General features: G+C 41.5%; 24 protein-coding genes. All 24 read right to left on the bottom strand.

The window, feature by feature from the left end; genetic code table 11:
* Positions 1-5: 5 nt before the first annotated feature.
* The 24 genes from map to rpsJ are packed head-to-tail and all read right to left on the bottom strand — an operon-like array spanning position 6 to position 11911.
* Complete coding sequence (gene map, locus FZC79_RS20495) at positions 6-752, bottom strand: type I methionyl aminopeptidase (protein ID WP_148948545.1); 747 nt, start codon at positions 750-752, stop codon at positions 6-8.
* Positions 752-1402: an adenylate kinase gene (locus FZC79_RS20490; RefSeq protein WP_148948544.1), complete on the bottom strand. Its 651-nt coding sequence runs from the start codon at positions 1400-1402 to the stop codon at positions 752-754. Before FZC79_RS20490 ends, map begins: the two co-directional genes overlap by 1 nt.
* Before the next feature lie 60 nt (positions 1403-1462).
* Complete coding sequence (gene secY / locus FZC79_RS20485) at positions 1463-2755, bottom strand: preprotein translocase subunit SecY (RefSeq protein ID WP_148948543.1); 1293 nt, start codon at positions 2753-2755, stop codon at positions 1463-1465.
* Entirely contained in the window at positions 2755-3195 is a 441-nt protein-coding gene (gene rplO / locus FZC79_RS20480) for a 50S ribosomal protein L15 (protein WP_113929773.1), read from the bottom strand. The genes secY and rplO overlap by 1 nt, the downstream gene beginning before the upstream one ends.
* A gap of 31 nt (positions 3196-3226) precedes the next feature.
* Positions 3227-3409 carry a 50S ribosomal protein L30 gene (gene rpmD / locus FZC79_RS20475; protein ID WP_113929772.1) on the bottom strand — a complete coding sequence of 61 codons (183 nt, stop codon included), beginning with the start codon at positions 3407-3409 and terminating at the stop codon, positions 3227-3229.
* A 12-nt stretch (positions 3410-3421) separates the two neighbouring features.
* Positions 3422-3922, bottom strand: a complete 501-nt coding sequence (gene rpsE, locus FZC79_RS20470; RefSeq protein ID WP_148941945.1) for a 30S ribosomal protein S5 — start codon at positions 3920-3922, stop codon at positions 3422-3424.
* 21 nt (positions 3923-3943) lie between these two features.
* A complete protein-coding gene (gene rplR, locus FZC79_RS20465) occupies positions 3944-4306 on the bottom strand; it encodes a 50S ribosomal protein L18 (RefSeq protein ID WP_006838996.1) in 363 nt (120 codons plus the stop codon).
* A gap of 32 nt (positions 4307-4338) precedes the next feature.
* The gene (gene rplF / locus FZC79_RS20460) at positions 4339-4875 is read right to left on the bottom strand and encodes a 50S ribosomal protein L6 (protein WP_148941943.1); all 537 of its coding nucleotides are present in this window, start codon (positions 4873-4875) and stop codon (positions 4339-4341) included.
* 30 nt (positions 4876-4905) lie between these two features.
* Positions 4906-5304 carry a 30S ribosomal protein S8 gene (gene rpsH, locus FZC79_RS20455; RefSeq protein WP_148948542.1) on the bottom strand — a complete coding sequence of 133 codons (399 nt, stop codon included), beginning with the start codon at positions 5302-5304 and terminating at the stop codon, positions 4906-4908.
* A 30-nt stretch (positions 5305-5334) separates the two neighbouring features.
* Entirely contained in the window at positions 5335-5520 is a 186-nt protein-coding gene (locus tag FZC79_RS20450) for a type Z 30S ribosomal protein S14 (protein ID WP_113929767.1), read from the bottom strand.
* A gap of 24 nt (positions 5521-5544) precedes the next feature.
* Positions 5545-6084 carry a 50S ribosomal protein L5 gene (rplE, locus tag FZC79_RS20445; protein ID WP_148948541.1) on the bottom strand — a complete coding sequence of 180 codons (540 nt, stop codon included), beginning with the start codon at positions 6082-6084 and terminating at the stop codon, positions 5545-5547.
* Positions 6085-6109: 25 nt separating this feature from the next.
* On the bottom strand, positions 6110-6421 hold the full coding sequence (gene rplX / locus FZC79_RS20440; RefSeq protein ID WP_148948540.1) for a 50S ribosomal protein L24: 312 nt from the start codon (positions 6419-6421) through the stop codon (positions 6110-6112).
* A gap of 35 nt (positions 6422-6456) precedes the next feature.
* Positions 6457-6825, bottom strand: coding sequence for a 50S ribosomal protein L14 (rplN, locus tag FZC79_RS20435; RefSeq protein WP_148948539.1), 369 nt, complete (start codon positions 6823-6825; stop codon positions 6457-6459).
* Positions 6826-6866: 41 nt separating this feature from the next.
* Positions 6867-7130, bottom strand: coding sequence for a 30S ribosomal protein S17 (gene rpsQ / locus FZC79_RS20430; RefSeq protein ID WP_148941940.1), 264 nt, complete (start codon positions 7128-7130; stop codon positions 6867-6869).
* 20 nt (positions 7131-7150) lie between these two features.
* The gene (rpmC, locus tag FZC79_RS20425; protein WP_148941939.1) at positions 7151-7354 is read right to left on the bottom strand and encodes a 50S ribosomal protein L29; all 204 of its coding nucleotides are present in this window, start codon (positions 7352-7354) and stop codon (positions 7151-7153) included.
* On the bottom strand, positions 7344-7778 hold the full coding sequence (gene rplP, locus FZC79_RS20420; protein WP_148941938.1) for a 50S ribosomal protein L16: 435 nt from the start codon (positions 7776-7778) through the stop codon (positions 7344-7346). Before rplP ends, rpmC begins: the two co-directional genes overlap by 11 nt.
* A gap of 2 nt (positions 7779-7780) precedes the next feature.
* Entirely contained in the window at positions 7781-8437 is a 657-nt protein-coding gene (gene rpsC / locus FZC79_RS20415; RefSeq protein WP_119548617.1) for a 30S ribosomal protein S3, read from the bottom strand.
* A 3-nt stretch (positions 8438-8440) separates the two neighbouring features.
* On the bottom strand, positions 8441-8782 hold the full coding sequence (gene rplV, locus FZC79_RS20410) for a 50S ribosomal protein L22 (protein ID WP_006838981.1): 342 nt from the start codon (positions 8780-8782) through the stop codon (positions 8441-8443).
* Positions 8783-8801: 19 nt separating this feature from the next.
* Positions 8802-9080, bottom strand: a complete 279-nt coding sequence (gene rpsS, locus FZC79_RS20405; RefSeq protein WP_113929759.1) for a 30S ribosomal protein S19 — start codon at positions 9078-9080, stop codon at positions 8802-8804.
* Positions 9081-9140: 60 nt separating this feature from the next.
* Positions 9141-9971 carry a 50S ribosomal protein L2 gene (gene rplB, locus FZC79_RS20400; protein ID WP_148941937.1) on the bottom strand — a complete coding sequence of 277 codons (831 nt, stop codon included), beginning with the start codon at positions 9969-9971 and terminating at the stop codon, positions 9141-9143.
* Between the two features lie 29 nt (positions 9972-10000).
* Positions 10001-10285 (bottom strand): 50S ribosomal protein L23, encoded by a 285-nt coding sequence (gene rplW / locus FZC79_RS20395; protein WP_148948538.1) that lies wholly within the window; start codon positions 10283-10285, stop codon positions 10001-10003.
* Complete coding sequence (gene rplD, locus FZC79_RS20390; protein WP_148948537.1) at positions 10285-10908, bottom strand: 50S ribosomal protein L4; 624 nt, start codon at positions 10906-10908, stop codon at positions 10285-10287. Before rplD ends, rplW begins: the two co-directional genes overlap by 1 nt.
* Before the next feature lie 30 nt (positions 10909-10938).
* On the bottom strand, positions 10939-11568 hold the full coding sequence (gene rplC / locus FZC79_RS20385) for a 50S ribosomal protein L3 (protein ID WP_148948536.1): 630 nt from the start codon (positions 11566-11568) through the stop codon (positions 10939-10941).
* Between the two features lie 34 nt (positions 11569-11602).
* Positions 11603-11911 carry a 30S ribosomal protein S10 gene (rpsJ, locus tag FZC79_RS20380; RefSeq protein ID WP_034676072.1) on the bottom strand — a complete coding sequence of 103 codons (309 nt, stop codon included), beginning with the start codon at positions 11909-11911 and terminating at the stop codon, positions 11603-11605.
* Positions 11912-12874: the final 963 nt, after the last annotated feature.

Genomic DNA, 12874 nt, shown 5'->3' with positions numbered 1-12874 from the left:
TTCACTTAGGCTTTCGTTAGAATCTCGTAACCTTCTTCTGTAATAGCAATTGTGTGTTCAAAGTGCGCACACATTTTACCATCAACTGTAACAACAGTCCAGTTATCAACTAATGTCCTTACATAACGACTGCCTGCATTCACCATAGGTTCAATAGCAAGTACCATACCAGGCTTTAGACGCGGACCTCTGTTTGGCGGACCATAATGAGGAATTTGAGGATCCTCATGTAAGTCTTGACCAACACCGTGCCCGACATACTCACGAACAATGGAAAACCTTTCTGCTTCAACATAGGTCTGAATCGAATGAGAGATGTTCGATAGGCGTTCACCTGGTTTTGCTTCTTTTAAGCCTAGATATAATGATTCCTCAGTTACATCCAGCAGTCTTTGAGTTTCATCATCTATAGTTCCAACAGGATAAGTCCATGCGGAATCTCCATGATAACCATTATATTTAGCACCGATGTCGATGCTGATAATATCACCGTTTTTCAACGTGCGGTCACCCGGTATTCCATGAACCAATTCATCATTTACGGAAGCACAAATGCTGCCACGAAACCCATTATAACCTTTAAAAGAAGGAATTGCACCATTTTGACTTATGAATTTTTCAGCGATTGCATCCAATTCACCGGTCGTTATTCCCGGGGCAATATGCTTTTGCAATTCCTTGTGAGCAAGTGCGACAATCCTGCCAGCTTCTCGCATGATGTCTAACTCACGAGGTGTTTTACAAATGATCATCAGCGAGAGCTCCCGATTAGTTCATCAATATCAGAGAAGACCTCTTTGATATCTCTCTGGCCGTCGATGTTAACTAAGTAGCCCTTATCTTGATAGAAATCAAGCAGAGGCTGAGTTTGTTTAATATTGACATCCAAGCGGTTCTGAACAGTTTCTTCATTATCATCTGCACGCTGATAAAGGTCACCGCCGCAGCGGTCACAAACGCCCTCTTCACTTGGTGGATTGAATACTAGGTGATAAGTCGCGCCGCACTTTTTGCAGATGCGACGGCCTGTCAGACGTTCCATCAAGACTTCTTTATCTACCTGTATGTTAATCACATAATCAATTTTCTTGTCCAGGTCGGTTAAGATTGTTTCCAGAGCATCTGCCTGAGCAACTGTTCTTGGAAAACCATCTAAAAGGAAACCTTTATGGCAGTCTTCTCTACTGAGACGTTCACGAACAATTCCGATTGTAACTTCATCAGGAACCAATTCACCTTTATCCATAAAAGATTTAGCTTTCAAGCCCAGCTCCGTTTCCTCTTTCATTGCGGCACGGAACATATCGCCGGTTGAGATATGGGGTATTCCATATTTCTCGACGATCTTTTCAGCCTGAGTACCTTTTCCTGCACCTGGCAGACCCATTAAAACTATATTCACTTGAATTCCACCTCAGTCTCTATTAGGGTTTCAGGGAACCGATGTCCCCAAAACCTTTTTTTATTTAATGAAGCCTTTGTAGTGGCGTTTCACCAACTGAGCTTCCAGCCCTTTCATCGTTTCGAGTGCGACACCCACAACGATAAGCAAGCTTGTTCCTCCAATTTGAGCTGCCTGAGGCAGGCCTGCAAATTTAATGAAGAAAACAGGAAGAATGGAAATGACGGCTAAGAATATCGCTCCGACAAAAGTCAGTCGATATAATACCCTAGTCAAGTATTCTTGAGTGGTTTTACCCGGACGGATACCAGGGATATAGCCACCTTGCTTCTTCAAGTTCTCTGACATTTGCTCAGGGTTGACTTGAATGAAAGCATAAAAGTACGTGAATGCGACGATCAACGCAACATAGATGATCATTCCGACCGGCTGCGTATAATCAAACACATACTGAATCGTACTTGTTACATCATTCGTACCAAAGAATGATGCGATGGTTTGCGGTGTAATGATGAAGGAAATCGCGAAGATAACCGGAATTACACCTGCTGCATTGACTTTCAATGGCAAATGAGTTGATTGACCTCCGACAGGACTGCGGCCTACTAAACGCTTAGCGTATTGAATAGGAATCTTTCTCAGAGCCTGCTGGATGAAGATAACACCCACCGTAATTGCCACGATTGCCAATAGGATCAATATTGTCACAACAATACGAAGGAACAGCTGTTCACCAGCGCCTTCTAACTGAGATGCATAATATTGGTTTACTGCATTAGGGATAGCTGCAACGATACCTGCGAAAATCAAAATCGAAATACCGTTTCCAACACCTTTAGCAGTGATTTGTTCGCCGAGCCATAACAGGAACGCCGTACCAGCAGTCAAAATGAGTGCAATTAACAGATACGTCGCAATACTTGGGTTCGGGATTAAAAATCCACCGTACAATTGGTTAAATCCATAAGACATACCCAAAGCCTGGATAAAACCTAATACGATAGTGAAGTAACGGGTAAACTGAGCTAACTTACGGCGGCCAACATCCCCCTGTTTAGACCATTCCGTAAATTTAGGCACAACATCCATCTGCAATAGCTGCACAATGATAGATGCTGTGATGTACGGCATGATCCCCATAGCAAAGATCGAGAAGTTTTGCAGAGCTCCTCCGCCGAATGTATTCAGGAAGCCGATCAAGCCGGCTTGTTCTTGCATTTTCAGCACATCTGCGTCAACACTTGGCACTGGTATAAAAGTTCCTAAGCGAAAGACAACTAACATAAGAAGGGTGAAAATAATTTTGTTTCTTATATCACCCACGCGCATAAAATTGGAGATTGTCTGAAACATTAAATCACCTCGGTTTTACCACCAGCAGCTTCAATTGCTTCTTTAGCAGTGGATGAGAATTTGTTTGCTTTTACTGTAAGCTTTTTCTCAATATTACCTTTACCAAGAATCTTGATTCCAGATTTTTCGCTGCTTACTACACCAGTTTCAATAAGAAGTTCAGGTGTAACTTCAGTTCCTTCTTCAAAACGATTTAATGCATCAAGGTTAACGATTGCAAATTCTTTACGGTTAATGTTTGTGAAACCGCGCTTAGGAAGACGTTGGAATAAAGGTGTTTGACCACCTTCGAAACCAGGACGAGTTCCGCCGCCAGAACGAGCGTTTTGACCTTTGTGGCCTTTTCCGGAAGTCTTACCATTTCCAGAACCAGTTCCACGGCCTACACGATTGCGTTCTTTGCGAGAACCTTTAGCAGGTTTTAATTCATGTAATTTCATGTCGGCACCTCCTTATTTACAAAGAATCTAATTAAGCTTCTTTAACCGTGACTAAGTGAGCAACCTTATTGACCATACCGCGGATAGCAGCATTATCTTGTTGTTCAACTGTTTGATGAAGCTTACGTAAGCCCAGAGCCTTTACTGTTTCGCGTTGATCTTTCGGACGACCAATCACGCTGCGAGTGAGGGTAATTTCTAGTTTGTTTGCCATAGTTATCCCTCCTTATCCTAACAGTTCTTCTACTGATTTACCACGTAATTTCGCTACGTCCTCAGCACGTTTTAATTGTTTTAGTCCTTCGATAGTAGCACGGATCATGTTGATTGGAGTGTTGGATCCCAATGATTTAGAAAGGATATCCTGAACACCAGCAAGTTCAAGTACCGCACGAACCGGACCACCAGCGATGATTCCTGTACCGGCAGAAGCAGGTTTGATAAGGATTTGTCCAGCACCAAAACGACCGATTACTTGGTGAGGAGTAGTTCCACCTACCATAGGCACTTCAACAAGATTTTTCTTCGCATCTTCAATCGCTTTACGGATAGCATCAGGTACCTCTTGAGCTTTACCAGTACCGAAACCTACGTTACCGTTTTTGTCTCCGACAACTACAAGAGCAGCGAAGCGGAAACGACGTCCACCTTTAACTACTTTCGCAACACGGTTGATCGTTACTACGCGTTCTTCAAGTTCTAGTTTGTTTGGATCAATTCGACGCATCTATATGTCCCTCCTTTTTTATTAAAATTCTAAGCCGTTTTCACGAGCTGCATCGGCTAATGCTTTTACGCGGCCGTGGTATAGGTAACCTCCACGGTCAAATACTACTGATTTCAAACCTTTTTCAGTTGCACGTTTAGCAATTAGTTCACCGACTTGAGCTGCTGCATCTACGTTTGCAGTAGAGTCAAGGTTGATCTCTTTATCTACAGTAGAAGCACTTGCCAAAGTTACACCATTAACATCATCGATCAATTGAGCGTAGATGTTTTTATTTGAACGATATACGTTTAAACGAGGACGTTGTTCTGTTCCAGTGATTTTAGAACGTACACGAGCATGTCTTTTCTTACGCGTTTTGTTTTTAGATGGCTTAGTGATCATTAAGGTCACTCCTTTCTACTGCCTAAGCGGCATTATTTACCTGTTTTACCTTCTTTACGGCGTACGAACTCGCCTTCATAACGGATACCTTTGCCTTTATAAGGCTCAGGAGGACGGACAGCGCGGATGTTGGAAGCAATCGCACCAACACGCTCCTTGTCGATACCTTTGATTGAAATCTTTGTGTTAGCAGGAACTTCGATTTCGATACCATTCTCAGGTTCGAATTCAACTGGATGAGAGTAACCTACGTTCAATACAAGCTTAGTTCCTTGTTTTTGAGCACGGTAACCCACACCGATAAGTTCAAGGTTTCTTTCGAAGCCTTTTGAAACACCTTCAACCATATTAGCGATCAAAGCACGAGTCGTTCCATGTAATGAACGATGTTCTTTTGATTCAGATGGGCGAGAAATGTTCACTACGTTCTCTTGGACTTCTATATTAATATCCGGGCTGAATGTACGAGACAATTCACCTTTAGGACCTTTTACAGTTACGTTATTGGCATCAGTAGTAATTGTAACGCCTGCTGGCACCTCGATAGGTTTTTTACCTACACGTGACATACTGTTGCACCTCCATTCATTTCAAAAATATTACCAAACGTATCCTAGTACTTCTCCACCGACTTGCTGAGCACGAGCTTCTTTATCAGTTAAAACTCCTTGAGAAGTTGAAACAAGAGCTACACCCAAACCGTTAAGTACTCTAGGAACTTCATCAGCTTTTGCATAAACGCGTAGACCTGGTTTAGAGATACGCTTTAATCCAGTGATAACACGTTCGTTGTTAGAACCGTATTTTAAGAAGATGCGGATAACACCTTGCTTGTTATCTTCAACAAATTCCACATCGCGTACGAAACCTTCACGTTTAAGGATTTCTGCGATTTCTTTTTTGATGTTAGAAGCAGGTATTTCTAGCTTCTCGTGACGTACCATATTCGCATTACGGATGCGAGTAAGCATATCTGCAATTGGATCTGTCAATGTCATATTAATTTACCTCCTTCCCAAAATAGGGTTTTACCAGCTAGCTTTTTTAACGCCAGGAATTTGACCCTTGTAAGCAAGTTCACGGAAACAGATACGGCAAAGTTTGAATTTGCGGATTACTGAATGTGGACGGCCACAGCGCTCACAGCGAGTGTATCCTTGAACAGGATGCTTAGGTTCACGTTTTTGTTTTGCGATCATTGATTTTTTAGCCACATTTTCGCCTCCCTTATTTAGAGATTACTTTTGAAATGGCATTCCGAATTGTGTCAATAACTCACGTGATTCTTCATCAGAGTTTGCTGTAGTAACGATAACGATATCCATTCCGCGTACTTTGGAAACTTTATCATAATCGATCTCTGGGAAAATCAACTGCTCTTTAACACCAAGAGTGTAGTTACCGCGACCATCGAATGCTTTTTTAGAAATACCGCGGAAGTCACGTACACGAGGTAGAGATACAGAGATAAGCTTATCTAGGAACTCATACATGCGTTCGCCGCGAAGGGTTACTTTCGCACCGATAGGCATACCTTCACGAAGACGGAAACCTGCGATAGATTTTTTAGCTTTAGTTACGACTGGTTTTTGACCAGTGATTAATGTTAATTCTTCAACTGCAGTGTCCATTGACTTTGCATTAGAAACAGCATCGCCGACACCCATGTTAAGAACGATCTTTTCGATCTTAGGCACCTGCATTACTGATTTATAGCTAAATTTGCTCATTAGAGCTGGAGTAATTTCGTCATTAAATTTTGCTTTTAGGCGGTTCATTTGAGTACCTCCCTTCTTCTTTAAACTATTTATCTAGAACTTCACCAGATTTTTTTGCTACACGTACATTCTTACCATCAACCTTCTTGAATCCTATACGAGTTGGTTCATTCGTCTTAGGATCAAGCAGCATAACATTCGATACATGAACAGGTGCCTCTTGGCTGATGATTCCGCCTTGCGGATTCGCTTGAGAAGGTTTTGAATGTTTTTTGATAACATTGATTCCTTCTACGATCACACGGTCTTTTTTAGGAAGTGATGTTAGTACAACACCAGTCTTACCTTTATCTTTACCTGTGATTACCATTACTTTATCGCCTTTTTTTACATGCATTAGTCGCACCTCCTCTTAACGCACAATAGGTTCTATTAAAGAACTTCTGGAGCTAAAGATACAATTTTCATAAAGTTATTTTCGCGTAATTCACGTGCTACTGGTCCGAAGATACGAGTACCACGCGGTCCTTTATCATCACGGATAATTACACATGCGTTTTCATCAAACTTGATGTAAGTTCCGTCTGCACGGCGGACACCGCTCTTCGTACGAACAACAACAGCTCTTACTACGTCGCCTTTTTTAACAACGCCACCTGGTGTTGCTTGTTTTACTGTACATACGATAACATCACCGATATTAGCTGTTTTACGGCCAGATCCGCCAAGTACTTTAATAGTTAAAACTTCACGAGCACCAGAGTTGTCGGCAACTTTCAAACGAGATTCTTGTTGAATCATCTAGGTAACCTCCCTTCGGAAAATAAATATCCGAACTTTTATTAAATAATTACTGCTTTTTCTACTACTTCTAGTAAGCGGAAACGTTTTGTAGCTGAAAGCGGGCGAGTTTCCATAATACGAACTACATCACCAGTTTTAGCTTCGTTCTGCTCATCATGAGCCTTGAACTTTTTAGAGTACTTTACGCGTTTGCCGTACAATGAATGTTTTTTGTAAGTTTCAACTAGAACTGTAACTGTTTTATCCATTTTATCGGAAACAACACGTCCAGTGTAAACCTTACGCTGATTGCGTTCACTCATTCTGCAAACCTCCTCTCAATTTATCGATTGTTAACCCCGATCTCTCTTTCATGGATAACAGTTTTCATACGAGCGATCGCCTTACGTACTTCACGAATACGGGCAGTGTTTTCAAGCTGTCCTGTCGCAAGCTGGAAGCGAAGGTTGAATAGTTCTTCTTTTAAAGATTTTACTTTTTGGTCAATTTCGGCAGTGGTTAGGTCACGAATTTCATTACTTTTCATTTGATTCACCACCAATTTCTTCACGTTTCACAAACTTAGTTTTAATAGGAAGTTTGTGTGATGCAAGACGAAGCGCCTCACGAGCTACCTCTTCAGATACACCTGCAATTTCAAACATGATCTTGCCAGGCTTTACTACTGCTACCCAGCCTTCCGGAGCACCTTTACCAGAACCCATTCGGACTTCTAGAGGTTTCGCAGTGTAAGGCTTATGAGGGAAAATTTTAATCCACACTTTACCGCCACGTTTCATGTAACGAGTCATAGCAATACGTGCAGCTTCGATTTGTCGGTTAGTGATCCAAGAAGCTTCTACAGCTTGAAGACCGTATTCACCGAATGCAACCTCTTGGCCGCCTTTTGCGCGTCCACGCATTTTACCACGATGTTCACGACGATACTTAACGCGTTTAGGTAATAACATAATTATTTTCCTCCTTCCTCAGATTTCTTCTTAGCAGGAAGGACCTCTCCACGATAGATCCATACTTTAACACCAAGTTTACCGTAAGTTGTGTCAGCTTCAGCATGAGCATAATCAATGTCAGCGCGAAGTGTATGAAGTGGAACTGTTCCTTCGCTGTAATGTTCAGCACGAGCGATATCTGCACCGCCAAGACGACCAGATACTTGAGTTTTGATACCCTTAGCTCCTGCGCGCATTGCACGTTGGATAGTTTGTTTTTGAGCACGACGGAAAGATACACGGTTTTCTAATTGACGAGCGATATTCTCTGCAACTAGCTTGGCATCTAGGTCAGCTCTCTTGATTTCAACGATATTGATGTGTACACGCTTAGAAGTAAGCTCGTTCAAAGCTTTACGTAAAGCTTCAACCTCTGTACCACCTTTACCGATAACCATACCAGGTTTTGCTGTATGAATTGTGATATTGATGCGGTTTGCCGCACGTTCGATTTCTACTTTAGAAACAGAAGCGTCAACTAAACGTTTCGCAATATATTCACGTACTTTAAGGTCTTCGTGCAGAAGATTGGCATAATCTTTATCAGCGTACCATTTTGATTCCCAATCACGAATAACTCCTACACGCAGTCCGACTGGATGTACTTTTTGACCCACGAATTATCCCTCCTTCTTTTCTGATACCACGATTGTGATGTGGCTTGTGCGTTTGTTGATTTGGCTTGCACGTCCCATCGCACGAGGGCGGAAGCGTTTCATTGTTGGACCTTCGTTAACAAAGGCATCAGAGATGACTAAGTTGTTCACGTCCATGTCATAGTTATGTTCTGCGTTAGCGATAGCAGATTTTAATACTTTCTCAACTACTGGAGAAGCAGCTTTAGGAGTAAGATTTAAAATCGCTACAGCTTCGCCTACTTGCTTACCTCGGATTAGATCAACCACTAAACGTACCTTACGAGGAGCAATACGAACTGTTTTAGCGACAGCTTTAGCTTGCATTAGGATACCCTCCTCTCAATTAGCGTCTTGTTTTCTTGTCATCATTTCCATGACCTTTGTAAGAACGAGATGGTGCGAATTCACCAAGCTTGTGTCCTACCATATCTTCTGTAACATATACCGGTACATGTTTACGACCATCATAAACTGCGATTGTATGACCGATGAAATTCGGGAAAATTGTTGAACGGCGTGACCAAGTCTTAACAACTTGCTTCTTTTCGCCTTCGTTCAATTTCTCGATTTTAACCATCAAATGGTCATCAACAAAAGGTCCCTTTTTTAAGCTACGACCCATGTTTGAACCTCCCTTCGTGATTGCTCTACGGCTCTATAGGTGAACCGTAGTTCAATCCCGTTATTTTTTGCGACGGCGCACAATAAATTTGTCAGATTTGCTCTTCTTCTTACGAGTCTTGAATCCAAGAGTTGGTTTACCCCATGGAGACATTGGTGATTTACGTCCGATAGGAGCGCGTCCTTCACCACCACCGTGTGGATGGTCGTTAGGGTTCATTACAGATCCACGTACAGTTGGGCGTTTGCCTAACCAGCGAGAACGACCTGCTTTACCGATGTTGATTAGTTCGTGCTGTTCGTTACCTACTTGACCTACAGTCGCGCGGCAAGATGAAAGGATCATGCGAACCTCACCTGAATTTAAACGAACAAGTACGTATTTACCTTCTTTACCAAGAACCTGAGCTGATGTACCAGCAGAACGAACCAATTGTCCGCCTTTACCTGGCTTAAGTTCGATGTTATGAACTACAGTACCTACAGGGATGTTGATAAGTGGTAATGCATTACCTACTTTAATATCTGCTTCAGTGCCAGACATTACTTCCATACCTACTTGAAGTGTTTTAGGAGCAAGAATGTAACGCTTTTCTCCGTCCACATAGTTGATTAATGCAATGTTTGCTGAGCGGTTAGGATCATATTCGATTGTAGCAACGCGTCCTGGTATACCATCTTTATCACGTTTGAAATCGATGATACGGTATTGACGCTTATGACCGCCGCCTTGATGACGAACTGTTAACTTACCTTGGTTGTTACGGCCGCCTTTTCTGTGTAAAGGCGCTAGCAATGACTTTTCTGGTTTGTCAGTAGTAATCTCTGCAAAATCAGAAGTAGTCATTCCGCGACGACCATTAGAGGTTGGTTTATACTTTTTAATCGCCATGTTTTTCCCTCCTCTTCTAAATTATTGGATTAAACTTCAAAGAATTCGATTTCTTTGCTTTCAGCTGTAAGAGTCACGATTGCTTTACGACGTTTGTTCGTATAGCCGGAATGACGTCCCATACGCTTGAACTTGCCTTTGTAATTCATAACGTTCACTTTTGCAACTTTAACGCCGAAGATAACTTCAACTGCATCCTTCACTTGAGTTTTGTTCGCTCTAGTGTCGACTTCAAAAGTGTATTTTTTATCAGCCATTAGATCAGTTGAAAGTTCTGTAATTACGGGGCGCTTAATGATATCGCGTGCATCCATTATGCAAGCACCTCCTCTACTTTTTCAACTGCTGCTTTAGTGATGATCAGTTTATCATGAGCAACAACATCCAGTACGCTGATTCCGTTAGCTGCAACAACTGTTACACCAGGAATGTTACGTGCTGATAGTGCTACATAATCTTCATTTCCTTCTGTTACTACTAATGTTTTAGAGTTTACAGAAAGGTTTTTCAAAACACCAGCGAATTCTTTTGTTTTTGGAGCATCAAAAACAAGAGATTCTAATACTACGATGTTTTCTTCTGCTACCTTAGAAGATAGAGCAGATTTGATAGCTAAGCGACGAACCTTCTTAGGAAGCTTGTAGCTGTAGCTGCGTGGAACCGGTCCAAATACAGTACCACCGCCGCGCCATTGTGGAGATCTGATAGATCCCTGACGTGCACGTCCAGTACCTTTTTGACGCCATGGTTTACGTCCACCGCCTCTTACTTCAGAACGGCCTTTAACTTTGCTTGTACCTTGACGCTGAGATGCTCTTTGCATGATAACAGCTTCATAAAGTACGTTTTGGTTTGGTTCGATACCAAATACTGAATCATTAAGTTCTACATCACCAACTTGTGATCCGCTTTGGTTAAATAATGCTACTTTCGGCATTCGTGTTTCCTCCTTTCCAAAAAAGTTTTATTATTTTGTTTTTACGCCAGTTTTAACTTTAAGCATTGCTTTTTTAGGTCCAGGAACATTCCCTTTAACTAGAAGCAAGTTGCGCTCAGCATCAACTTTGACGATTTCAAGGTTTTGGATTGTGATTTGCTCTCCACCCATGCGTCCAGGAAGTAATTTACCTTTGAATACACGGTTTGGATCAACAGGTCCCATTGAACCAGGACGACGATGGTAGCGGGAACCATGGGACATAGGTCCGCGGGATTGGTTATGACGCTTGATAGCACCTTGGAAACCTTTACCCTTTGAAATTCCTGTTACATCCACGATATCGCCTTCTGCGAAAATTTCTACTTTGACTTCTTGACCTACTTCATAATCTGAAGAGTTTACTCCGCGGAATTCACGGATGAAGCGCTTAGGAGCAGTTTCTGCTTTAGCAACGTGTCCTTTTTCCGGTTTGTTAGAAAGCTTTTCGCGTTTGTCTTCAAAACCGATTTGGATAGCTTCGTACCCATCAACTTCTGAAGTCTTCTTTTGAAGAACAACGTTTCCAACTGCTTCGATAACTGTTACCGGGATAAGATCACCGTTTTCAGCAAAAACTTGAGTCATACCGATCTTTCTGCCTAAGATTCCTTTGGTCATAAGTCACACCTCCTGAATTGTTTTTGTATAGTAATTATAATTTGATTTCAATATCGACACCAGATGGCAGATCTAAACGCATTAGCGCATCAACCGTTTGTGGTGTTGGGTTAACAATATCGATTAAGCGTTTATGCGTACGCATTTCGAACTGCTCACGAGAATCTTTGTACTTATGGACCGCACGAAGAATTGTGTAGATTGACTTCTCAGTCGGAAGCGGAATCGGGCCGGACACTGCCGCACCAGAACGCTTAGCTGTTTCAACAATTTTCTCTGCAGATTGATCCAGAATTCTGTGATCATACGCTTTTAAACGGATACGAATTTTTTGTTTTGCCATTATTTTCCCTCCTTTATCGCCTACTTTAAGATAGACATTCTCCATGGAAATTTCCCACACACTCGCCATGGCAAAGCGGCCGGGTGTGTCAGCAACCTTCCATTTCATCGCAGTCAAAGACCAACATTGTCTATTATAACTAATTCACGGGAGATATGCAACATTTTCTTGAATATCTTTGTGATTAGAGCACTTTTACAATTATACAAATTTATATGGGTGATTGCAAGGGGGAGACGAGATTACAAAATATTTCTATAGAAATAGGTTTTCGAGTCAATCTTCTTAACATAGACAGACATCAGTTGGCGAGTTTCCATAATAGTACTTTGTTTTTTAGTTGTTTATCTATAGAAGGATAAAAACTGCGACTTTTATAGAACATTTGTGTAGTGAGTAAATTAGAGAGATACCTGTTCAATGCCTGTTACTTATAATAGAAGGAGTTTGTCTTTTAGTTTGGGTTTAGGTGGGGGAAAGGTTTTAAGATAGGTTACTCATATGGGATTTTCATTGTTTAAGAAAGGATCGCAGTATCTTACCTTAGTCTTATTAGTTATTTATCTTTATTCTTCTGACTCTTAACGTGTCAAAGTTCATTGTCCAGTATTCTAAACTATTTCAGTTACCCAATGGTTTGTATAGTTTGTTTCATTGGAAGAATAGGCTTTTTTGTGTAGCTTTCTTGTTCTGGGGTTTCTTTTCAATGGTGAAAGGCTATTTTTACTGTCACAAAGGATGCAAGCTATTCACCCTATTATAAGCTGCTTTTACGTTTTTAGTATAGTGTTTACAAGCTAATCACCCTATTATAATGAGGATTTTCCCTTTTAGCATGGTGTTTACTGGCTAATCACCCTATTATAATGAAGATTTTCCTTTTTAGCATAGTGTTTTCTGGCTAAACACCCTATTATAATGAGGATTTTCCTTTTTAGCATAGTGTTTACTGGCTAATCACCC

The sequence above is a fragment of the Rossellomorea vietnamensis genome (assembly GCF_008180615.1).
Classification (GTDB): Bacteria; Bacillota; Bacilli; order Bacillales; family Bacillaceae_B; genus Rossellomorea; species Rossellomorea vietnamensis_D.
This window is presented reverse-complemented; position numbering and strand designations above follow the sequence as displayed.